Below are 22,836 nucleotides of genomic sequence, written 5' to 3'. Positions count from 1 at the left end.
ATTAAGTTGTGAGCAACGCTGCCATAGACCTAAACCATTGCGCCTTACTCACTAAAGCTGATTCAAACCAAAAATGCCGAGTGTTGCGAATCAGCTTGAATTGCTTGTTAGGCGATTTTACCCACCAAGTCTCGAAGTGTCTTCATTTCAAGACGCTCAAGCTCTGACTTAACCTCCGAAGTCATTAACGCACTCTTCACCCTCATTGAGACAAATAGAATACCAAGAATAATAGCCAACTGCGGTCGACTCTCGAGTAACTGTCTATAAGGTTCACCAGTATTATCAATGCACATTGAGCGATATTTAATATTTGCTTTGTTTGGTTCTAGTTTTTTAAAATATTCACTGAGTGTCATTGCTACATACTCAAAATTGTGAGCATATTCATTGCGGATAGATGCGACCTCTTGAATAAAGGAAACATGGGTTTTATCAAGCAAGCCCAAGTTACGAGCAATAGCAACCTTACCTGTATTTTTGTTTATTAGAGGTAAATGTTTAACTACTGCTAACATTGTGTCTTCAGAAAGCTGCTTGGTGATAGCATTCGTTAAAACCAACTCGATATAAGCAGTAGCTTTGATCATAAACGCCCAATCACTTTTATCATCCAGTATGTTAAACAGTTCAGTAATGTCCTCATTAAGATCCACTTCAAGTGAATCGAGTTTCTCGAACAACATTTCAAAGGATTCCTCTTTATTGAGGTACATGACATTCTCCTTATCGCCTAACAGTGTATTAGATGACAAAACGTCCTGTTTAAACACGACATTTTGTCTTTTAATAACAAGACATTGTACCTTAGTCGTTCGTTACTATTTGATTTCACGTCAATTTTTGAACATTTAAGATATCGGTTTGTGAAAAAGCCCCAAAATGGCTTTTTTCATCACTAAGAATTGGCTTCTTCGGTGCTGTAAGTCAGTTAGGTTCAGATCAGAAACGTAGGTTCAGCGTGGTATCTCGCGCCCAAGCAGAGAAAAAACCTCAAAATGTGATTGCCTCTTGATTTGCAAACATACAGCTGAGTGCAGACTCATCCACCGTCACCTCTGCCATTTATTCGCTTTCCGCTCGACCTAACAGCCGGAAATCCCATCGCTCAACATTATTGCTTTCAAGGCGCGCGTTCACTTTAGACATCCAACTGTTTGATAACTTTCGCTGCTGTTTTAACGTCAACAGCCTCTCCTTGTTGAGCGGATCCCCAAAGAAAATGTCACACGTTTCATGAAGTGTCATTGCATTCGGTTCTTGGGCAATCAGCTCCAACGGCTCCGTCACGCTGACCATTCCCGGTTGGATAACACGATAAAGCCAACCACACCGACTTATTTCCTGCATATCAACAGAAAAACCTTCGATCCCCCAACGCTTGTTCAGCTTAAAACACGGTGATCGAGGTTGGCTCACTTCAATAATTGCCTCTCCCCATTGATAGCGGTCTCCCAGACAAACATTATGCTCAGTCATGCCTTCCGCACTGATGTTCTCGCCCATCCCTGGGGCGACCCAATCAATGTCTTCGCCATACTTATCTCGCCAATATGCATAATGCTCTAACGGGTATTGATGTAATGCCCGTTCTAAACCGCCGTGATGTCGTAAATCCGCACACTCGTCACCGTCTAGCCCTTCAAGTGATAGGTAAACGCGGCCTGTAATAGGGGTCTTATTGATCGCGGTTTGCAACCCATAACACGAATTTACTTTTCCTCGGTAAATGCCGTTTAGAGTGTGCTTATTTTTCATATCAGCCTCATTCATTTACTGCCCGCACTTTCGTAGCAGCATTACGAATAACATAGCATCGCTCATGTAAGGGTTTGCCACACTCCAATGCGACATAATGCGACGTGGTTCTGCTGTGAAATCTTTCAATTAAGACTACTCCAGCCACTCGCGATACGCGGTTTCTGCATCGCCCAGATAATCCAATATCCAGTTAATCGCGGGATTTTCTTTATCCGTTCGCCAAGCGATACAACACGGGCTTTTGGCTGGCGGTTCAATCAGCTCTTTCTCCACCAGCTCGCCTGACGCAAGAAAGGGTTCGGCCATGTGTGACGGCATGGCACCAATGCCTAACCCACTTCGAAAGCACTGAATCGCACTGTGCCAGTTTGGCACGGTTAGACGGCGCTGGTTATCAAGCAGCCAAGTTGCACGCTTAGGCAAAATACGCGAGGTATCTTCAAGACAAATGGCAGGATAAGCCATGAGTTGTTGATTACTCAGTGGCTCTGCTTGGCTTGCTAATGGATGATCCTTCGACACCACAAATCGCCACGTCAGAATGCCCATATCGCGATAGCTCAAGTTGCCACTTACAGGTACCGCTGCGGTTGCACCGATAGCGATATCGCGCGATCGTACGCCAGTGCGTCCCACACGCCATTGAACACTTCCATCGTCAGCAGCAATTCCACGTCAGGAAAGGCATCATAAAAGTCACGTACCAGTGAATCGACTCGGTCTTCACGTACGACATTATCTAACGCCAGCGAGACACTGCGAGTCCACCCATTCGCGACACGCTGCGTTTGCTCGCGGATTTCATCCATACGTTTCATGAGCGACCGCGCTTCGTCGACAAAGAACTCGCCCGCCGGCGTTAAACGCACTGCACGGTGCAGTCGCTCAAATAAATTCACAGCAAGCTTTTCTTCCATTTGACGAACGGTATAACTCACCGCACTGGGCACTTTATGTAGCTCTTCTGCCGCCGCGGAGAAACTTCCGCGCCGTGCTACCGCGTCAACGACCTGAAGATCTTGATAAGAAAACATATTTTGAATCCGCTCAATGAATGAAAAATCGCCTGAGTTTGAACACTTTTTACTTCAAATCAAATTTTTTGAAAGCAGTAGAGAAATATTAGCGTTTCACAGAGCTTTTCGCTACAGATAGACTCCGCAACCAAGGTAAATGAACGGACAAGTAAAATGAAAAATTCTGTTCCAATGACAACTATGATTTGGTTCGCTGGCTTGAGCATGCTCGGTTTTCTGGCGACTGATATGTATCTGCCCGCTTTTGAAAGTATCCGTCTTGAAATGGGTACTACTCAGTCGATGATCGGCCTGTCTCTGACCGTATTCCTGTTGGGTATGGCGCTGGGTCAAATCGTCTATGGACCGCTATCAGACCGCATCGGCCGTATTAAGGTACTGGTTGGCGGTATGGTGCTGTTTACAGTAGCAACTGCAGCTTGCTTCATGTCTAACAGCATTGAAATGTTCTTGGCATCTCGCTTTGTGCAAGCTTTGGGTGCATGTAGCGCATCGGTAATCTGGCAAGCGGTGGTTATTGACCGTTATGACAGCAAAACCTCTCAGCGTGTATTTGCGACCATCATGCCACTAGTTGCGCTATCTCCAGCTCTGGCACCTCTGGCAGGTGCAGCACTGGAAGCACACACTGGCTGGCGCAGCATCTTCATCGCGCTGGTAGCGTTGGGCGTTGTTCTGGCGGTAGCGACACTGCGTCAACCAGAAAGTGCGCCTGTTGCTAACTCTGATGAAAAAATTGGCGCGAAACTGGTTAGCGATTACAAGCACATCATCAGCTCTCGCAAGTTCATCGGCAACATGCTGATCTTTGCTGGCTGTTCTGCTGCGTTCTTCGCTTGGCTGACAGGTTCACCATTCGTGATGACTGCAATGGGTTACAGCGGTGCTGACATCGGCATGAGCTACGTACCTCAGACTATCGCGTTCATCGTGGGTGGCTATAGCTGTCGTGCACTGCTGAACAAATATGATGGCTCAGCTCTGTTGCATGGTTTGTTGGTCTGTTCGTAGCAAGCGTTGTGTCTATCTTCGTTGTTTCTTGGCAGACAGACGTGACCAACATCTGGCCTGTGCTTATCCCATTCTGCTTCCTAGCGGTAGCAAACGGCGCGATTTACCCAATCGTGGTAAACAAAGCACTGGAAGAATTCAAAACGTGTAGCGCAACTGCAGCAGGTCTTCTGAACTTCCTGCAAACCATGATCTGCTTCGTAGCAAGTGGCGTGGTATCTGCAATGGCAATCCACGGCTTGCTGACTGTGTCAGCGGTAATGATGGGTGCAGCAGCAGCGGTTGTACTGGGTCTGGCACTGAGCTGGAGCGGTAACCGCGTCGTGATTGAAGACAACGCGCAAGCGGCTTAAGCCTAAATAAAAATTAAAAACACCGCCTACGGTTTCGTAGGCGGTGTTTTTTTTGACTCTGACAATCGCGTTTTCTATTCACGCCACTCGCTAAAATGCGCCAACAAATAATCGATTGCAAGGCGTGCTTTAAGCGGTAAGAAGCGGCGATTTTGATACACTATCCAAGACGTGATGTTGTCGGTCCAAAATGGCTCTAGGATAGGCACTAAGCTCCCTTCCGCGATGGATTGTTGGAAACTGCTTTTCGGCATGTAAGCGATACCCAATCCCGCTTTACACGCATCTACAATCGCTTTCGCATTGTTGCATCGAAAACGGCCTGAAACCTTCACAGGAATTTCTTTGCCATTTTGCTCAAATACCCACGTATCGTTGTTGGTGATTAAACATGAATGTTTCGCCAATGCTTTAGGCACGTCTGGCTCACCGTTATCTAAAAGATACTCTTTTGAAGCAACAGCCATCAGGCTTCTATCCGCAAGCTTTCTTGCCACCAAGCCCGAATCTTGTAAGCGACCGTAACGGATCGCAAAATCAAACCCATCCTCAATGAAGTTGACACGTCGACTACTGAAATCTACCTCGACTGTGAGTTCAGGATGCAGCTTTGCGAATTCAACCAATGCAGGTGCCACAAACTGTTCAGCAAACGACCCAGCCATGCTGATCCGCAACGTGCCCTGCAATTCGAGCTGTGAACTCGTTACCGATTCGTTGGCTTCAGAAAGCCCATTAACTAATTCCTGACATCGTAAATAGTATTGCTCTCCATTTTCCGTCAGCTTGACCGAGCGTGTAGAACGCGCAAACAAAGCCGTTCCTAGTCGTTGTTCGAGACGAGAAACTTGGCGAGATACGTGGCTAACAGAACAACCCAGTCGACGCGCGGCCTCACTGAATCCTCTGGCGTCCGCGACAGTCACAAATTCTACAATGCCTTCAAAGTTGAGAGCGTGCTTGTTCATTTCATTATTGCCATATAGCAAAGACGGTTTTCAATTTTAATGGATTATCACTCTTATTGCGAAAGTATACAGTGAATTCATCAAGCGATTAGACGTCTCGCTTTTCGGTCACATCAAAAGGATTACAACATGAAAAAGGTTCTGATCATTGTCACCAACCACGCTACGCTGGGTACCACTGACCAAGCAAACGGTACGTATGCGCCAGAGTTAACTCACGCTTTGGACGTATTTCTAAACGCAGGTTTTACCTATGACGTTGCCTCTATCCTTGGTGGCAAGGTTCCTTTCTACGGTGAAAACACCGAAGATGACGAAGTGAACACCCGAATTTTCAACAACGACGAATTTCAATCTCGTGTGAACAATACGATTCCCGTCAACCAACTCAATGCTGATGATTACGACGCGATATTCTATCCGGGAGGTTTTGGTCTTCTCTCTGACTTAGCAAGCCATTCACAGACAGCAGCGTTCACCGCGAGGTTATATGAACGTGGTGGTGTTGTAGGTGCGGTATGTCATGGCCCTGCGGCTTTGCTGCCTATCACGCTGAGCGATGGTCAGCCAATGATTGCGGACAAAACGGTCACCGCATTTACCCGCGAAGAGGAAGTGGATTTCGGTACGATCAACGATATTCCATTCTTACTTGAAGAGTCTCTGACGCGTAAAGCTGCAAAATTCAGTAAGATTCAGCCTTGGGGCGTACACGTGATTGTCGACGGCAAACTGGTAACGGGTCAAAACCCGGCGAGTGCGCATGGCGTGGGTCAAGCATGGTCGAGTTGTTGAAATAATTAGTAGCCTCATTAAGAAACGTCAGTGTTGAGCGATTTACTGTCTGCTCAACACTGACAGTTGTACATTACGCTTCTGATGTTTTTCTATGTAGCCCAAGAGCTGTGGACAACGCTGTCATTTTCGCCATGGGACCACCAAATTGGTGAAGGCTAGGAAAAATCGTGTTTACTCCCGCCTCGCTCAACCCTAGCCACTTCACCATGTAAGCGGCGTATTGTTCGTGGCTAATCTTAGGAATCAAGCGACCATCACCGTTATCATCCGGCCCATTACGTTTGAATACTGGGTATTCGCCAAAACAACTTCCCGATGTAACACCACCACCGAAGATATATTGGCCGCCACCCCAGCCATGATCGGTGCCTTTTCGCGAGTTATCGTGAAGTGTGCGCCCAAACTCTGACAAGGTGCAGGTCAGCACTGCATCCGTTTTACCTTCTTGCTCTAGCGCGTTGTAAAAACCAGCAACGGCTTCTGCAAATTCTTTCATCAGCTTATCTTGGCGACTGAGTTGATTGTCATGCGTGTCATATCCACCCACCGCAAGATAGAAAACCTGCCGGTTATGGCCGAACATGCTCGCTGCATCCATCATCTGTTTAATCGCTCGGAACTGTCGCCCCAAATTTGTTTTGGGGATCCGATTATCCAGCGGGAATTTAGCCACCACTTTGGCCATTTGTTTCTGCGCGGTAATGGCTTCCGCTACAACATTGGCATAGCTTTTCGCAAGTGGCGATGCATAAGCGTCATTCGCGATGGTCTGGTAAGTGTTCCGCATTGCTGGGCTGGTCAGCCTTTCAGAGATTCAAAGCCATTTTTGTTCACATACATGGTTTGATTTGCATGCCCGTCTAGCAGGGAGTTTGCGCCCGTGAAAAAGCAATTCGGCATGCTCCCAGTTCATCCATCAAGACATCGGCCGTCATGCCAAGCCAACCCGTCTTGCTGTAGTCGTCGCCCTGCCAGCAGTGCTGCCACGTTTCTTGCTGCTTGTTATGAGCAAACAAGTTTGGAGGCAAAACGGCGTTGCCTGACGATATACCCGCTCGCGTCGTCGGTTGAGTCAAAGGCCCAACATTTAACACCAAGTCTGCTTTGCCGCGTTTTAGCAAAGGCAAAAGCGATTTCATCGATTGATGCAGACCCAGCTCTATACCTTGTTCATCTTGAATGCCTGTTTGAAGCAAGCGAGCTTTTGGCACGGCTAACTGCTGGCGCACCTTGGCGTAGTCTTGATATTGCGCGTTATTCAACGGGACGACTTGATGGAAGAAGTCATTCCCGCCTTTGAGGAACACACACACCAACGCTTTGTAGTCATCCGCATCGCTAGCAAACGTGCTAAAGCTTGCCGGCACCATCGCCGTCGCACTCGCTGCACCTAAAGACTTAATAAAATCGCGTCGATTTAGTGTCATGCACGGTTCTCCATCACATGAAAATAAGGTGATGACAGAGCGAAAAAAAGAAGCCTCTGCACCCACTTCCCTGCATTGAGTTTCACGCCATTAAATTGCGCTTTGAGGTGATGCTGTAATTCGTTTGGCATTTGCCCATTGAAAAAGCGCATCGATACTTCATCAATAAACCCATTAATGTCACCACGATTAACATGCGCTTTTAAGGATTCAACATCGACATAAAGCTGCTTTTGATTGGGTTTATCCGGCCCTTGGAGGTTAAGTCTCGTCATCGCAAAAATTTGATTGTGCACATAGATAACATGCGACCAATCAACGATTTCCATTTCAGGTGCCACCAGCCCCTCGTTACTGACAATTCCTTGAGGCGCATAATCAGGCTGATAAAAATTGAAGACGGAAGGTGAACCAAGCGGATATTGGTTGCACGTGCGCAGGTATACCAAGTCGGTTCCCACCAGCGGGTTGTTGCCTCCTGGTTTCGCATTCAAGGCGCGATAGATATACACCAAAGATAACCAAGGCTCTCGAACTTTACTGATGGCGGGCGAAGACTGAGAGAAGACTTCCTCATCTGACAATATCGCCCAGAATACTGCTTTCATGTCGCCACGAACACCTTTTCCGTTGTCCACAAACACTGAAGCAACGCGCTTTACATAAGCAGGCGATGGATTGGAAGTCACTAGCTTCTGAATAAGGTTCTTACAAAGGTTTGGTGGTGTCGACGGGTGCTGAAGAAGGATCTCCATCACTTCATCCATCTCCGCTTCTGCAGACACACCAGCCTCAAAACGGTGACCGAGGATTTGCTTTTCTCCTCGGTCATGGAACGTCTCGTTCGTCGTCATCGGTTCGATGAGCTTTTTGTCCTGACTCACCCATCCGGTAAACACGCGAGCCAGTTCTTGAATGTCCTTCTCGCTGTAACAAGGCACTGGCTGTCTGTCGGCATCTTGCTTCAACGTTCCATCAAGGTTGCGTTCATTAAGACCCATGGAAAACAACTGCATGACTTCGCGTGCGTAGTTTTCATCAGGCTTTCTACCGGCAGCATCACCTTTCTTGTTATCAACCATGGTGAGGTAGTGCCCCATAACCGCCGAGACAGAAACAGCCTTGAGCAACACTTTGTAATTATCAAATGCATGACGGCAAAGCAGATCGTTATAAGCCGCCATCGCTTCCGCTTTTTTACTCAGTGTCGCGTCTCGGTCTGACGCCACAAAGATCTGGCTCAGCACATACCCAAGCCTTTGTCTAAGCTGATCCTCACCGTAGAAAGCGATATCAAGCCAAGCGCGAATACGAGACGATCGTGAAGGGATCTTACCTTTGTCCTGCGCGCGAAATTGTCTGAGAATTTGTTGATGATGAGAGCTAGGCGTCAACGCGATTTGCACATTAAACCAGTCGCGTGGATATTGATGGATAAGGCTTTGCGGCTGGCCGTTATGCGGGCCAAAAGTAGCTATGTCTAGCCATCGTGAAGCTTGAGAAAATGTGGTGAAACTGGACTGGCTGGGTTCAAACGTTGACATTTTCTCGCCTCAAATGAAAAGAGAGGCTGGGATTAAAGCCCCAGCAACCTTCTCATTTTAATGCGAGTCATACCTCAATGCGAGCAAGCCTTAACCACCTCTGGTTTTATGGAGCAGGTCTGAAGGTGATCTCATGAACAGGCTCACCCGGTAACAATGGCGTTGAACCCTGCTTGGCATATTCATCAAACCCTCGACGATAAAACGCCGACAATGGATGCCCACTCTGACCACCCGGCACTGTCAATATGCCTTCTTCTTCATTGCCCGGTTGTACGATCAATCGCTGCGACGCACCGAAAGCGCGCCCCTGAACGGCTGGCATGTAACGGTCGCCAAAACCCTCTACGGAAGGCATATCAAGAAGTTTGCTCAGCATTGGTATTTGCTGACTGAAAGGATGCTGCACTTTCAACGTATTCACATCCCCCCAACGCAATGCGTTCAATGGGCCGTGAGTATGCCCTGTCATCTCAAGCATCAGGTTTTGCTTCATCGTTTCGTAGGTCGAGATAAAGAACACATCCCAATCGTCGAATCCCTTTGGCAGCCAACTTTTCGGGGTTTGGCCGACTAGCTGCCACAGCGCGGGTTCAAGCTGCCTTTCAACCACCCAAATGGATGCTTGTTGATTGCGAAGCACGGTTTCTACTGGTGCAAAAAGGCTGTCCATTAATGCATCACGGTATTTTCGCACCAAGGTATAACCGACGGAATCCGCACAGGCGCAGGCTTGCCAGTCTTTTAATGCTTGAATATCTTGCGCGTACAACTCCGGCTTTTGTTGGAGTTTTTGTAATAGCAATTCATGCCAGCGCGCGAGGAATCGCGCTTCATTGTCGAGCTGGATTTGGTAGAAATCATTCGCCGAGAAGCTTTCCTTTTCTCGCAATCTGTCGCGAATTTGCTCGCTTCTGGCACCCAGCGCATAACCACCGTTTCCGAAACGTGCATCTTGTTCAACGCTCACCACTCGGCTGTTACCCGTCCAAATTCGTGCGTCTTCAGGGTTCACCGCAAATGGCACGTCTGTGGCTTGGAAAAACCAATCGCGATCGAACTGCGAGGCGTTGACTGGCATTGATTGTGGTGAGCGTCGATTAGGAATGGCTCCTGTCGCTTGCCAGCCAATATTTCCCTCTGCATCTGCCAACACCATATTCTGGACAGGAATTCCCGTTTGCTTCGATGCTTTTAGGGCATCATCCACCGTCTCAGCAGCTTCAAGATTGAAGAGGTTCAGGTTGACGGCGTAATCTTGATATGCCACCCACGAAACGGCGTAACGTTCTCCGTTCATGTGTCGAACAGGGCCAAAGTCACTCATCTCAAGCAGGTAACTCACCTCTCTCGATTTCGTTGGGATTTTCTCCGTTATGAATTTAGTGCTGTCCTCTTCGGAGAGTTTGTACCAATCCACTGAATCGATGTACCCATTCGTGAATCCCCACGCGACATGTCCGTTGGTACCGACCACCACAGCGGGTGCGCCCGGCAAGGTGACACCCGTGATTTGGCGCGTTTGCCCATCTTCTTTATAGTTAAGCTGCGCGCGATACCAAATGATTGGCACATTCATTCCCAAGTGCATATCGTCAGACAACATGGCCTTGCCCGTCTCAGTCAAGGTGCCGCCGACTGCCCAGTTGTTGCTACCAACAAGCGCTAGCTTCTCAATTTCCGTCACAACAGCCGTTTGTTTATGTTTTGGGTCTAGTTCAGGAATGCGTGCAGGGTTGATTTCAAACTCACTGCCGTCCAGTGCCGCTTGATAGGCCGATGGTTGACTGACAAATGCCACCATGTCTGGTCCAAAGTGCGCATTCAACATATCCATCGTGATATCGCGGTCGATACCTCGCCCTTGTAAATCAAGGTACATGCTGAAAATCACCAGCAAAGAATCTTCTGGCTTCCACGGTTTTCTTTCCGCGCGCGCCAGTACATATTCAAAAGAAGGGTAAGTTTGATGGCTTAGGGCGTCGTTCACACCTTCAGCGTATGCTTTTAGATGATCTTGATGCTCGGCAGGAAGCCCCTTAACCAACGCTTCACTGCGTTTACGGAACAAGTGGAAACGACGTTGCTTATCGATGTCTAGCGCGCCATCACCAAACAGCTCTGCTAGCTCACCAGCCGCGTTTCGGCGAAGCAAATCCATCTGAAAGAAGCGGTCTTGACCATGGGCATAGCCAAGCAAGTAAGAAACGTCTTTGCGGTTTTCGGCAATAATAATAGCCGTACCAAGGTCATCTCGCTGAAGTCGTCCTTCTTGGGAAACACCGTCAGACACGGTCGTACCAGACAGCGTGGGAAGACTCATGGTGAGGATCCCATACACAACGGCGGTTGCCAGAAGTGCCAGCAAGATCAGAACAATAAATACGGCTCTGATTTTTCGAAACATTCCCTTGCCCCTGTAAAAAATTTCAGACCACAGCGTTTAAAATACAGACAAAGGTCGTAAACGCAATGTGACGACTTTCGTCATGCGATCTTCGAGGCAAGAAATACGCGAAATTAGTGACTGTGGATCCCGATTTTATTTCCTTCGCTGTCGAGTATGTGTGCGTAAATACCAAACTCACCTATGTCGGTTTTTGGCTCAATAATGGCCTCTGCTGGCACTCTCGCCAAAACGTCATCGATACTCTCAACGCCGATGTAAATCATGATGGATGAAGCCCCAGGCACATAACCTTCGCCGGCAATCAAAGTGCCGGTCGCACCATAAGCTACGTCCTTTTCGACAGGAAACCACGCCATGTCTGTGCCCTGCATATCGTGGCGTTGTAACGTGAAATTGAATGTTTTTTCGTAAAACGCAATGGCACGCTCCATGTCTGCCACCGCAATTTCAAACCAACCTACTGGATTCATGCTTGTGTCCTCTAGCCAATGGATATTCTATGAATCCAATAACACTAGCAGCCAGAAACAAAAACGCCTCCCAATGGGAGGCGTTTTCTTCTTTATTCGCATGCGTGATTACAGGTGCTCACCACGGCGCAGCGCATCGATACGTTTGTCCAACGGTGGGTGAGTCATAAACAGCTCACTCAGCGATTTCTTACCGTTGATACCAAACGCCATCATAGAGCCTTCCAAGCGGCTTTCGTGGCTCACTTTGAGGCGCTCAAGGGCTGCAATCATCTTCTCTTTGCCCACCAGCTTCGCAGAGCCTGCGTCAGCTTTAAATTCACGATGACGGCTGAACCACATGGTCAGAATGCTCGCCAACAGGCCGAATACGATTTCCAGAATTGACGATACAATGAAGTACGTCATCCAGCTACCGCCTTCACCTTCACCATCTTCATCACTGTTCATGCCGCTGATTGCGCCAGCGATCAGACGAGAAATGAAGATAACGAAGGTATTCACAACACCTTGCATCAGTGCCATGGTCACCATGTCGCCGTTAGCAACGTGGCTAACTTCGTGCGCCAATACGGCTTCTGCTTCATCGCGCGTCATGTTTTCCAAAAGACCGCTTGAAACAGCAACCAGTGAATCGTCACGCTTTGCGCCAGTTGCGAATGCGTTGATGTCATCTGAGTAGTAAATAGCAACAGTCGGCATACCGATACCCGCTTGCTGAGCTTGACGGCTAACCGTGCTCATCAGCCAGTGTTCAGTTTCATTGCGTGGGTGTTCGATAACCTGACCGCCAACAGAGCGAAGTGCCATTGATTTCGACATCATCAGCGAAACCAAAGAGCCACCAAAACCAAACAGCGCAGCCATTACCAGCAGACCTGAGAGGCTGCCTGGTTGCATGCCCGTTACGGCATACACAATGTTCAGTACGATACTGAATACAAACAGAACCGCGAGGTTAGTTAACAGAAATAAACCGATGCGTTTCATTAGTTATCTTTTCTCCGATTGATAGAAGCGCTCACTCCCCCAGATAGTAGGGTCAAACAGGGGAAAAACAACCCTGTGTAACAATTTAAAACACAAATTCTTGCAACTCGCTTTTTCTTGCTATGTTTATACCGGACGCTTGACGACGAAAATTTTCACATCTTAGACTTTGGTCGAGTTGAAATTTCAACGCAGAATACATAACGTGTTGGAAAACGGGAAGCGTGTCGACGAACATGCTATTGCGTCCTTAGGGACGCGATTCTAAGGAGAGAGAAACATGGCTGACAAAGAAAATTATCGAGTAGCAATCGATATCCTTTGCTGTCACTTAGGAATGAGCTTTGATGAAGCCTGTGCAGAGCTCGGTCTTGCTGACGACGAAAACAGAAAGTTGAAACAAGTTTCCGAAATGCAGCAATCACTTATGGGTCTATTGCCAGAAGACAACAAATAGTCTGGTAATACGCTGTACCAAATACTAAAAAGCCAGCTGAAAAGCTGGCTTTTTCTCTTTCTGATTACAAACTCATTGGTTATAGACCCAGAGGTTTGATATCAATGTACTCGCTCAAATCGCGAGATTTGACTGAGCAAAGATATGGGATCTCGCCCAGCTTAGGCACCTGTAAGTGATGCTCTAGCGTTTTTACGATGTCGCTGTAATGTTCAGTGCCCGGATTGACGCGGTTCGCTATCCAGCCCACCACTTCCAATCCATCTCTGCGCACTGCTTCTGCCGTCAAATAGGCGTGGTTCAAGCAGCCAAGCTTTACACCTACGACAAGAATGACAGGGAGTTTCTCTTCCTTCACCCAGTCGGCCAGTGTGCTGTCGTAACTGACAGGTACTCGCCAACCGCCCGCGCCCTCGACCAAAGCAACGTCTGCTTTAGATTGAATGTTTCTCAATCCGTTCGACAAAGTGCTGAAATCAACACTTCTATTTTCCAATTCAGCAGCGATATGTGGTGAACATGCTGCATCCAACAGACATGGGTTTACCTCTTCATAAGCCAATTCGACGTTCGATGCTGCACGCAATCGAATGGCATCTGAGTTCATCAACCCTTCATCTGTTTCTTTACTGCCAGCCGCGACCGGTTTGTAGCCAGCGATGCGATACCCTGCCTTGGCTATCGCCTGCATCACTGCCATCGATGCAACTGTTTTACCTACTTCTGTATCCGTGCCTGTCACGAAATAGCTTTTAGTCATTGTGAATCGCTCCAAAGCCAACCTGATATGTTGCGGGAACCGTACCGTCTTCAAATTGGAAAGCACGGTAGGCATTTTCTAATGCCGAAAAGCGCGCCTTTCCACTCAGTCCCGCATTTCGTCCTTCAGACAAATGTGTTGCTCCAATACCCTTCAAATCACGCATAAGAGCCATTGCAGAAGGATACCTTTCAACAAGTGGCTTACATTCTAGGGTGTAGTTTTGCGAGCCAGATTGAGCAAGCGCAAGCTTTACCTGATTTAATGTTAAGAAGTCATTAACGTGTTGATGCAGATCAACGAGTTGCCACGCCTGTTTCAGCTCTTGTAACGATCCATCAATAAGTGTTGAAAATATAACCTTACCACCAGGTTTCACAACGCGGCGCAACTCTCTGAGAGGTATAGATAAATCATTACACCATTGCAGTGCTAGTGAGCTAAATGCGATGTCAAAACTGTCGTCATCAAACGGCAAGCACTCCGCATCGCCAGACACGTACTCAGCACTGCCTCCGCAACGCAAACGCGCCTGATCCAACATTTGCTCAGACAAGTCGAGTGCCACTACGTTCGCGCCTTTATGCAGCAGTTGCTCGGTGAAATAGCCTGTGCCACATCCTAAGTCGAGCACTCTCTTGCCGCTCCATTCTTCTTCGAGATCCAGCAGTGCGTGCCCAACTCGGCGTTGAAAAGCCGCACTCTTATCGTAAGTCGCCGCAGCGCGTCCAAAGGCTGCTTTGATGGCGGCTTTCTCTTCATTTAATTGCTCGACACTGTCAAACGTCAGAGATTCTGCTTGGCTCATACTTCCTCCGCCGTTAATAAGTGCCGTAACGTTGAAGCAAATTCTCTCACCTGCTTTTCGCAATGATTAACCGACAATGTTGCTCTAAGACGCGCACTGTTTACTGGCACCGTTGGCGGTCTGATAGCCCCGGTCCAAAAACCGTGTGATTTTAAGGATGAAGCGATGCCTTGCATCTTCTCCACATCACCAATAATCACGGGTTTGATCGGCGTGCGTGTTTTCACGATGCCAAAGACATCGTCCAGCACCTCATGAAATACCTCGGATAGGGTGGCAAGCTTCTCTCGTCGCCAACTCTGCGTCCGAATGGCGGACAAGGCATGTAACAAGGCATGTGCTTGCGCAGGCGGCATCGCCGTTGAATAGACATAGTGACGGGCAAACTGCGTCAGGTAATCGTGGAGGTCTTGACTACAAAGTACCGCCGCTCCCATCATGCCGAACGCTTTACCAAAGGTCACAATCAAGATGTCCGGTTTAATTCCTGCATTGTCACAGCTACCGCGACCTTCATTTCCCAGCACGCCCACACCGTGAGCATCATCAACCATCAGCCATGCTTTCTGTTGTCGACAAATAGGATGGATATCAGCAAGCGGTGCCAAGTCTCCATCCATGCTGAACACCCCTTCTGTCACCACAAGCTTTGCCGCTGAGGTGTTATCTGACATCAATGCCGTTCGGAGTTTTTCAACATCATTGTGCTGAAATCGCTTCATCTTTGCTTCTGAAAGCATGCCAGCTTCCATCAGTGAGGCGTGATTTAGCTTGTCTTGAATAAGGAGGTCATTTTTTTCGAGCAAGGAGAACAAGACGGCTTGGTTGGCAGAAAAACCACTGCTAAACAAAATCGCGCGGTCAAAACCAAGCCAGTCACTCAATGCCGCTTCTAGCTCTTCATGAGGTTTGCTAAAGCCCGTGACTAGCGGTGACGCAGTGCTGCCCGCACCATAAAGCGTCAGCCCCTCTTGCCAAGCATTTACTAATGCAGGTTCAGACGCTAAGCCCAGATAGTCATTGCTGGAAAAGTTAATGAAGTGCTGGCCACTTCTATCGATAAGACCAGCACTATTTTGTTGGAAGGTGTTAACCTGCCGATGAAGATTCTTCTGCCGGCGATCTTCAAGCTTTTGCTCGATACGGCGATGCAACTGGCATGTGTGCGTCATGGTTTAGGCAACTCCCTAAACGTTCGCTTCGTAGAACAAGTCATCTTTACCAGGACGCGACGCCACGCGTTGCGCCACTTGGTTCATCAATACTTCTTCTTGCACTTCATCGGGCTTTTGACTGGTTTGCTCGCTATTGATACCCAGCTTTTTGAATAGCTGCATATCCGAATCTTCGTCAGGGTTTGGTGTGGTCAGCAATTTGCATCCGTAGAAGATGGAATTTGCGCCCGCCATAAAACACATCGCCTGCATCTGCTCGTTCATGTTTTCACGACCAGCAGACAGACGAACAGCGGATTTCGGCATCATGATTCGAGCGACAGCGATAATACGCACAAAATCGAAAGGCTCAACGTCATCGACAGACTCAAGCGGGGTGCCTTTCACTTTCACCAACATGTTAATTGGCACGCTCTCTGGGTGATGCGGCAAATTCGCAAGTTCCACCAGCAAACCCGCGCGGTCCGAGGCACTTTCGCCAAGACCAATAATGCCACCAGAACATACTTTCATTCCTGCTTCACGCACATGGGACAGAGTGTCTAGGCGATCTTGGAAGGTACGGGTTGTGATGATATTGCTGTAGTGCTCTCGGGAGGTATCGAGATTGTGGTTGTAGTAATCAAGGCCAGCGTCCGCAAGCTCTGTGGCTTGATCGGACGTCAACATCCCCAATGTCATACAGGTTTCTAATCCCATTCCTTTGACGCCTTGAATCATGTCCTTGAGGTAAGGCATATCACGCGCTTTAGGGTTTTTCCACGCGGCTCCCATACAGAAGCGGGTTGCGCCAGAACGTTTCGCTTTTTGTGCAGCATCGAGCACACGCTCTACTTCCAATAAACGCTCTTTTTCCACGTCTGTGCGGTAATGCGCGCTCTGTGGGCAATACTTACAATCCTCTGGGCAAGCACCTGTTTTGATGGAAAGAAGTGTACTGACTTGCACCTGGTTCGCAGGCTGATACTGACGATGAACTTGTTGCGCTTCGAACATCAAATCCATAAAGGGTTTTTCAAAGAGGGCCTGCACTTCCTCGACAGTCCAGTTATGGCGAACTTCCACCTGTAGTACCTCGAATTGGTTGATTGATATACCGAAAAAAACTCTGACACTTTTCGTAAGTGTTTTTCGGTATAGCTTGTTCAGTCTAAAGTCCGCCTTTACAATGTCAACAGAGAACGAATCACATAGTTTACAATTGGACATTATTTATACATGGATATTTCTTTCGACCGCGACCATATTTGGCATCCTTACACGTCTACTCTTGAGCCCCTCACCTGCTACCCGGTAACACACGCCAATGGCGTAAACCTCTATCTCGAAGACGGTACAGCTTTGATTGATGGCATGTCTTCATGGTGGGCGGCTATCCACGGCTACAACCATCCTGTGCTTAACCAGGCCGTGACCGAGCAGTTGAGTAAAATGTCCCATGTGATGTTTGGCGGGATCACACATGATCCGGCGATCAACCTATGTAAAAAACTGGTTGAGATGACGCCTGACGCGTTGGAGAAGGTCTTCTTGTGTGACTCGGGATCAATCTCTGTAGAAGTGTCTTTAAAAATGGCATTGCAGTATTGGCACGCAAAAGGCACACCTCGGGCAAAATTTCTTACCTTGCGACACGGTTATCATGGCGACAGCTTTGCCGCGATGTCAGTGACCGACCCTGATAACTCAATGCATAAGCTCTACAAGGGCTTTTTACCTGAGCACATTTTTGCTGATTCGCCGACTTGCGGTTTTTTCGAAGACTGGCAAGAGGAAGACATCCAAGATTTCCAAACCAAACTGATTGAAAATAAAGATACGATTGCGGCAGTAATTCTAGAGCCTATCGTACAAGGTGCCGGTGGCATGCGTATTTACCACCCTACCTATCTAAAACGTGTTCGCGAATTGTGCGATGAATTTGGCATCTTGCTGATCTCCGACGAAATTGCCACAGGCTTTGGTCGAACAGGAAAACTGTTTGCCTGTGAGCATTCTGATATCACGCCAGACATCATGTGTGTTGGTAAAGCCCTTACCGGTGGCTACATGACAATGGCCGCCACGATCACCACAAAACACGTTGCAGATACTGTTTGTGGTGGGGAAGCGGGTTGTTTCATGCATGGGCCAACGTTTATGGGTAATCCACTTTCCAGTGCAGTTGCCAATGCCAGCCTGCAACTCTTGCAGGACACTAACTGGCAGGAAAAAGTGTCGAATATCGAAAGCGTGTTTGCTTCAAATCTTCCGACATTGGCAGAGCATGACAAGGTCAGCAAAGTGAGATGGCTTGGTGCGATTGGTGTCGTGGAGTTACATGCCCCCGTCAATCTCGAAGAGATTCAAAAACGATTTGTCGAGCACGGTGTCTGGATTCGACCTTTTGGTCGACTGGTTTACGTGATGCCGCCTTATGACATCAGTGACGACCAATTGAAGCAACTTATTGATGCTATTGCCTCTTGTATCTGACAAGTTGAAACACAGATGTGATCGCTCCCGGAATTGCCTCCGTATTTTTGGAGGTAATTCACGGAGGTATAAATGCAATTAGGTCTTTTCCCGCTTCCCATATTTTTGCTCCCAAACGGCATTACGAAGCTGAGAATATTCGAGCGAGATACGTGCGTTTGGTGAAAGAATCGATGGCGGATAACCGCGGATTCGTTCTCGCTATGAAAGACGGCGATGCCATTTGTGCTTATGGCACATTGGTGCACATTGTGGACTTCGAAACCCTGCCAGATGGCCTTCTCGGCATCACGATAAAAGGTGCCTCACGCGTTCAAATTACCGATGTTACACAACAGGACTCTGATGGGTTGTGGAAGGGAGATGTGTCCTTTCTACCTGAATGGCCCGCGTCCACTGAAAATGCTGGTGTGTTGGGACAAGCACTTGAAGCACTGTTCGAATCTCATCCAGAACATGCTGCGCAATACAATCAAACCCTCGATATCGACAATCTCTCTTGGGTATGCCAGCGCTGGCTCGAAATCCTCCCCCTTGGCAATCAACAACGACAATGGTTTATGGCGCAATCCGACTTGGACGAGGCCAAGAACTTTATCTCCATGCTCCTGATTGAAGAAAACAATAGCCCCGAGTGATCCTTTTCCCTCTTCCATTCGTTTTGTTAAGAAGGTCAAGAAACGACAGATATCAGGATATAGGCATCATGGAAAGGATTGAAAACACGTATAATCCTACTATCAAGAATCGCCCAAGAAGTCATTCTTCTATGTCAGCACCTTCACCAGAACAACTGGCTGAGCTTTTACAGCGCGTCGCCGTCGATAGAGACGAACCTGCTTTTGCAACCTTGTTTACATACTTTGCTCCCAAGGTAAAGGCCTACGGGCTGCGGCATCTTCGAGTTGACGGTCAAGCCATGGAGCTTGTGCAAGAAACGATGACGCTGGTTTGGCGCAAAGCGCATTTGTACGATGGCTCTAAAGGTGGCGCGTCCACCTGGGTCTTTACAATCATGCGTAACGTTAGCTTTGACATGCTGAGAAAGGTAAAGAGCAACCGCGAGGATTGCCTAAGCGGAGATATCTGGCCTTTGATAGACGGAGAGAGCGGCGAGCAGGAAGATGAAGCGTTGCAAGATCAGATTCAAACGCAGCTTTTGTCTTACATTGATTTGCTCCCCGATTTACAGCAACAAGTCGTTATAGGTGTTTACCTCAAGCAGCTCACACACCAAGAGCTTGCAGACCAACTCAATGTTCCCCTAGGCACGATCAAATCGCGCCTTCGCCTTGGTTTACAAAAATTACGCACTCATCTGGAGGTGAATGATGATTAAGTACCACCCGTCTGATGACCTCCTGAAAGAGCATGCAGCAGGATCGCTACTCGCATCCATGTCGATTGCCGTGTCTGCACACTGTGAAATGTGCGAACACTGCCAAGCAAAAGTGATTCAGTTTGAGAAAGAATTGGCTGCTGAAGCATTCGACAAACAAGAAGCTGCAGCACAAGAAGCGCAAGATGAATTCGCTGGCATGATGTCAGCCATTATTAATGACACCAGCGCACCCTTGACTCTCGTTAGTCCATCCCCTGCGTCTGAAATTGATGTTGGCGGTGACAGATACACGCTACCTATCGCGCTGCGACGCTATCACCATCTTGGATGGAGCTCGATTGGTGCCATTAGTCGTGCTCGTCTGCCGTTAAACGAAGGCGACATGAGAGCAAGTCTTTTGCATATCGGCATGAACGGCAGTGTACCAAGCCACACTCACAAAGGTATGGAAGTCACCCTGCTGCTCAGCGGACACTTTGAAGATGAGCACGATAGCTATGTGCCCGGTGATTTCATTGTGCTCGATGCCAGCAACCATCACACGCCACATACCCATGACGGCTGCCTATGTTACACGGTTGCCGACGCCCCGCTTCACTTTACAAAAGGCGTCAGCCAATTGCTCAATACCGTTGGCAGAGTGATTTATTAACACACACCGTCTCAACGGCGAAAAATAAGCGTGAAAAGCACCTTCGGGTGCTTTTTTTGTCGCAGGAGAACTTTTTATTAACAATAAAATCAACAATATTTTACATTGATTGTTATCGTTTGATTGTTATTAAATCAGGCAATTGCGATCTAAGAAGATATATTATGTTACTTTCTGCTTTACAGATTACTCCTTGACCTGATTTAATCGCTTCGATTAACAAGCGTTAACACAACTATACCGAAACATCCTCAAGCCTTATTTGTCACGAATGACCTTTCATAGTGAGCACATTGACATGATGTCGATGCGGCGCGTTGAGGCGGTTTCAGTATAAAAAACACAGTGAAGTGAGAAAAAATGAAGCAAACACAATCACCTTTCGCGAAAATTGCCAATACCAGTCTGGTCGTCCAGATCCTGGTAGGTATTATCGCAGGCGTCGCGCTAGCTAGCGTTTCGCCAGACAGCGCAAAAGCCATCGGCTTTTTGGGTAACTTATTCGTAAATGCCCTGAAAGCAGTTGCTCCAATCTTGGTTTTTGTTCTTGTAGCAGCCTCTATCGCCAACCAGCGTAAAGGCCAACACACCCACCTACGCCCTATTATCACGCTCTACCTTATCGGCACATTTTCTGCGGCGATTACAGCGGTAGCACTCAGCTTTATGTTCCCTACGGTACTGACGCTGACACCATCACAAACAGCTGTAACACCGCCAGAAGGCATTGTTCAAGTTATCACGACCTTGCTTTACAGCGTGGTTGATAACCCAATTCATGCCCTGATGAACGGTAACTTCATCGGTATTCTGGCGTGGGCAATCGGTTTGGGTATCGCGCTTCACCACGCATCAGACACAACCAAGACCGTGTTTGGTGACGTAGCAGAAAGCGTTTCGTTCATCGTTAAGAACATCATCAAGCTGGCACCAATTGGTATTTTCGGCTTGGTAGCAAAAACCTTTGCAGAAACAGGCTTTGAAGCTCTGTTGGGTTACGCGCACCTCTTGTCAGTATTGCTGGCATCCATGGCATTCATTGCTTTGGTTGTAAACCCAGTGATCGTTTGGGTGAAAACGCGCACCAATCCATATCCTCTGGTGTTCCAATGTCTGCGCGAAAGTGGCGTTACTGCCTTCTTTACTCGCAGTTCAGCGGCAAACATCCCGGTTAACATGCAACTGTGTAGCAAGCTGAACCTGGACAAAGATACGTACTCTGTGTCGATTCCACTGGGTGCGACCATCAACATGGCAGGTGCAGCAATCACTATCACTGTGCTGACTCTGGCTGCGGTTCACACCATGGGTATTGAAGTTGATGCAGCAACTGCACTTCTGCTGAGTATCGTCGCTGCGGTTTCTGCATGTGGCGCATCAGGTGTTGCGGGCGGTTCTCTGCTGCTGATCCCACTGGCATGTAACCTGTTTGGTATCCCAAATGATATCGCTATGCAGGTTGTTGCGGTTGGTTTCATCATTGGTGTTGTTCAAGATTCTGCGGAAACAGCATTGAACAGCTCCACTGACGTTGTGTTCACCGCTGCGGCTTGCCGTGCTGTAGAGCGCGAAGCTATGCAAGCACGCATCGCGAAATAGAACCTAACATATTCTTTTAAAAGGCGCTTCGGCGCCTTTTTTATTTATCTCAACTCTGATCCCATCGCACCCTCAAATTTGTGTCTATTCTGATTTACAGGATTTTTTAGACGTCTAGACTCTTAGCTTTCCTTTCTGGGCCTTTATCCTATATAATCCCGCCTCTTTTTTGTGAACCACTTAAAATTTTGCATGAGATGCGGCTTAACTCGGCCTTCTTCGCATCCTAAGCAAAGGAACAATTATGAATTTCTCTGCGAAAACAGTCGTTATTATTGCCATCGGAGCGGCACTTTACGGTATTGGCGGTTTACCTATGTTTGGTATCCCGGTATTTGCAAATACCACGCTTAAACCCGCGATGGCCATCCTGGCTATGTTTTCTGTATTGTTCGGCCCTGTCGTTGGTTTTCTTGTTGGCTTTATCGGCCACTGGGTTACTGACCTTTTCGCGGGCTGGGGCATTTGGCTGAACTGGGTACTAGGCTCGGGCATTGTGGGACTGGTTATTGGCCTTTTCCCTATCCTGACCAAAAAGCGCCTTAAGTACGGCAACTTTTCAGCATTCGACGTTGTGCTGTTTTCGTTTTTAGCACTTCTCGGCAATGTGGTTGGCTACGGCATTTCTGCATTCTTGGATACCGTTTTGTACGCTGAACCTTTCACCAAGGTATTTTTACAGCTTTGCATCATCGCATTAGGTAACGCACTTCTTGTGACTGTTGTTGGCTACTTCATTCTTCAATCTGTCGCCAAACGCAATAAACAGTGCCGTAACCTGACCGAAGCGTAATTTTTG

The 22,836-nt window shown here is 47.9% G+C and carries 21 protein-coding genes and 2 pseudogenes; 9 read left to right on the top strand and 14 right to left on the bottom strand.

The window, feature by feature from the left end; all coding sequences use genetic code 11:
* Window positions 1–107: 107 nt before the first annotated feature.
* From ATN88_RS15035 to punR, 3 genes and pseudogenes are all read right to left on the bottom strand, one after another.
* Window positions 108–716, bottom strand: a complete 609-nt coding sequence (locus ATN88_RS15035) for a hypothetical protein (RefSeq protein WP_067417491.1) — start codon at window positions 714–716, stop codon at window positions 108–110.
* Between the two features lie 349 nt (window positions 717–1,065).
* Window positions 1,066–1,758 carry an MOSC domain-containing protein gene (locus ATN88_RS15030; protein WP_067417489.1) on the bottom strand — a complete coding sequence of 231 codons (693 nt, stop codon included), beginning with the start codon at window positions 1,756–1,758 and terminating at the stop codon, window positions 1,066–1,068.
* A 135-nt stretch (window positions 1,759–1,893) separates the two neighbouring features.
* A pseudogene (gene punR, locus ATN88_RS15025) lies at window positions 1,894–2,795 on the bottom strand (DNA-binding transcriptional activator PunR).
* Window positions 2,796–2,951: 156 nt separating this feature from the next.
* Between punR and punC the strand changes: the two are divergent.
* Window positions 2,952–4,162 (top strand): annotated as a pseudogene (gene punC / locus ATN88_RS15020) (purine nucleoside transporter PunC).
* A 74-nt stretch (window positions 4,163–4,236) separates the two neighbouring features.
* On the opposite strand, the gene ATN88_RS15015 reads toward punC, so the two are convergent.
* Complete coding sequence (locus tag ATN88_RS15015) at window positions 4,237–5,130, bottom strand: LysR family transcriptional regulator (RefSeq protein ID WP_067417486.1); 894 nt, start codon at window positions 5,128–5,130, stop codon at window positions 4,237–4,239.
* 129 nt (window positions 5,131–5,259) lie between these two features.
* On the opposite strand from ATN88_RS15015, the gene ATN88_RS15010 reads away from it, so the two are divergent.
* Window positions 5,260–5,925 carry a type 1 glutamine amidotransferase domain-containing protein gene (locus ATN88_RS15010; RefSeq protein WP_067417483.1) on the top strand — a complete coding sequence of 222 codons (666 nt, stop codon included), beginning with the start codon at window positions 5,260–5,262 and terminating at the stop codon, window positions 5,923–5,925.
* 73 nt (window positions 5,926–5,998) lie between these two features.
* Here ATN88_RS15010 and ATN88_RS27495 read toward each other — a convergent pair whose 3' ends face one another.
* From ATN88_RS27495 to htpX, 6 genes are all read right to left on the bottom strand, one after another.
* Window positions 5,999–6,715 (bottom strand): DUF1501 domain-containing protein, encoded by a 717-nt coding sequence (locus tag ATN88_RS27495; protein ID WP_232313246.1) that lies wholly within the window; start codon window positions 6,713–6,715, stop codon window positions 5,999–6,001.
* Between the two features lie 73 nt (window positions 6,716–6,788).
* Window positions 6,789–7,355 carry a DUF1501 domain-containing protein gene (locus ATN88_RS27490; protein WP_232313244.1) on the bottom strand — a complete coding sequence of 189 codons (567 nt, stop codon included), beginning with the start codon at window positions 7,353–7,355 and terminating at the stop codon, window positions 6,789–6,791.
* On the bottom strand, window positions 7,352–8,899 hold the full coding sequence (locus ATN88_RS15000; protein ID WP_067417478.1) for a DUF1800 domain-containing protein: 1,548 nt from the start codon (window positions 8,897–8,899) through the stop codon (window positions 7,352–7,354). The genes ATN88_RS27490 and ATN88_RS15000 overlap by 4 nt, the downstream gene beginning before the upstream one ends.
* Window positions 8,900–9,005: 106 nt before the next feature.
* Window positions 9,006–11,306 (bottom strand): penicillin acylase family protein, encoded by a 2,301-nt coding sequence (locus ATN88_RS14995; RefSeq protein ID WP_067417475.1) that lies wholly within the window; start codon window positions 11,304–11,306, stop codon window positions 9,006–9,008.
* A 113-nt stretch (window positions 11,307–11,419) separates the two neighbouring features.
* Window positions 11,420–11,779 (bottom strand): VOC family protein, encoded by a 360-nt coding sequence (locus tag ATN88_RS14990; protein WP_067417472.1) that lies wholly within the window; start codon window positions 11,777–11,779, stop codon window positions 11,420–11,422.
* 108 nt (window positions 11,780–11,887) lie between these two features.
* Window positions 11,888–12,769 (bottom strand): protease HtpX, encoded by an 882-nt coding sequence (gene htpX, locus ATN88_RS14985; protein ID WP_067417470.1) that lies wholly within the window; start codon window positions 12,767–12,769, stop codon window positions 11,888–11,890.
* 280 nt (window positions 12,770–13,049) lie between these two features.
* Here htpX and ATN88_RS26175 point away from each other — a divergent pair, with 280 nt between their 5' ends.
* The gene (locus ATN88_RS26175; RefSeq protein ID WP_198158382.1) at window positions 13,050–13,226 is read left to right on the top strand and encodes a hypothetical protein; all 177 of its coding nucleotides are present in this window, start codon (window positions 13,050–13,052) and stop codon (window positions 13,224–13,226) included.
* Window positions 13,227–13,305: 79 nt separating this feature from the next.
* On the opposite strand, the gene bioD is transcribed toward ATN88_RS26175, so the two are convergent.
* From bioD to bioB, 4 genes are read right to left on the bottom strand one after another with little or no spacing between them, the layout of a single operon-like run.
* Complete coding sequence (gene bioD, locus ATN88_RS14980; protein WP_067417467.1) at window positions 13,306–13,986, bottom strand: dethiobiotin synthase; 681 nt, start codon at window positions 13,984–13,986, stop codon at window positions 13,306–13,308.
* Window positions 13,979–14,794, bottom strand: a complete 816-nt coding sequence (gene bioC, locus ATN88_RS14975) for a malonyl-ACP O-methyltransferase BioC (protein WP_067417464.1) — start codon at window positions 14,792–14,794, stop codon at window positions 13,979–13,981. Before bioC ends, bioD begins: the two co-directional genes overlap by 8 nt.
* On the bottom strand, window positions 14,791–15,966 hold the full coding sequence (gene bioF, locus ATN88_RS14970) for an 8-amino-7-oxononanoate synthase (protein ID WP_067417452.1): 1,176 nt from the start codon (window positions 15,964–15,966) through the stop codon (window positions 14,791–14,793). Before bioF ends, bioC begins: the two co-directional genes overlap by 4 nt.
* Window positions 15,967–15,981: 15 nt before the next feature.
* Complete coding sequence (gene bioB / locus ATN88_RS14965) at window positions 15,982–17,034, bottom strand: biotin synthase BioB (protein ID WP_067417623.1); 1,053 nt, start codon at window positions 17,032–17,034, stop codon at window positions 15,982–15,984.
* A 153-nt stretch (window positions 17,035–17,187) separates the two neighbouring features.
* Between bioB and bioA the strand changes: the two genes are divergently transcribed.
* From bioA to ATN88_RS14935, 6 genes are all read left to right on the top strand, one after another.
* Window positions 17,188–18,444 carry an adenosylmethionine--8-amino-7-oxononanoate transaminase gene (gene bioA, locus ATN88_RS14960; RefSeq protein WP_067417449.1) on the top strand — a complete coding sequence of 419 codons (1,257 nt, stop codon included), beginning with the start codon at window positions 17,188–17,190 and terminating at the stop codon, window positions 18,442–18,444.
* A gap of 161 nt (window positions 18,445–18,605) precedes the next feature.
* Window positions 18,606–19,082 (top strand): LON peptidase substrate-binding domain-containing protein, encoded by a 477-nt coding sequence (locus ATN88_RS14955; RefSeq protein WP_332308911.1) that lies wholly within the window; start codon window positions 18,606–18,608, stop codon window positions 19,080–19,082.
* Between the two features lie 68 nt (window positions 19,083–19,150).
* The gene (locus ATN88_RS14950; protein ID WP_067417446.1) at window positions 19,151–19,783 is read left to right on the top strand and encodes a sigma-70 family RNA polymerase sigma factor; all 633 of its coding nucleotides are present in this window, start codon (window positions 19,151–19,153) and stop codon (window positions 19,781–19,783) included.
* A complete protein-coding gene (locus ATN88_RS14945) occupies window positions 19,776–20,438 on the top strand; it encodes a ChrR family anti-sigma-E factor (RefSeq protein ID WP_067417443.1) in 663 nt (220 codons plus the stop codon). Before ATN88_RS14950 ends, ATN88_RS14945 begins: the two co-directional genes overlap by 8 nt.
* 360 nt (window positions 20,439–20,798) lie before the next feature.
* Window positions 20,799–22,037: a serine/threonine transporter SstT gene (sstT, locus tag ATN88_RS14940; protein ID WP_067417440.1), complete on the top strand. Its 1,239-nt coding sequence runs from the start codon at window positions 20,799–20,801 to the stop codon at window positions 22,035–22,037.
* 244 nt (window positions 22,038–22,281) lie between these two features.
* Window positions 22,282–22,830 carry an ECF-type riboflavin transporter substrate-binding protein gene (locus tag ATN88_RS14935; RefSeq protein ID WP_067417437.1) on the top strand — a complete coding sequence of 183 codons (549 nt, stop codon included), beginning with the start codon at window positions 22,282–22,284 and terminating at the stop codon, window positions 22,828–22,830.
* Window positions 22,831–22,836: the final 6 nt, after the last annotated feature.

Origin of the sequence: Enterovibrio coralii, from assembly GCF_001559595.1 — a bacterium.
In the GTDB taxonomy this organism is placed as follows: Bacteria; Pseudomonadota; Gammaproteobacteria; order Enterobacterales; family Vibrionaceae; genus Enterovibrio; species Enterovibrio coralii.
Note: the sequence above shows the minus strand (reverse complement) of the source record. Positions and strands in the feature narration are given on the sequence as shown.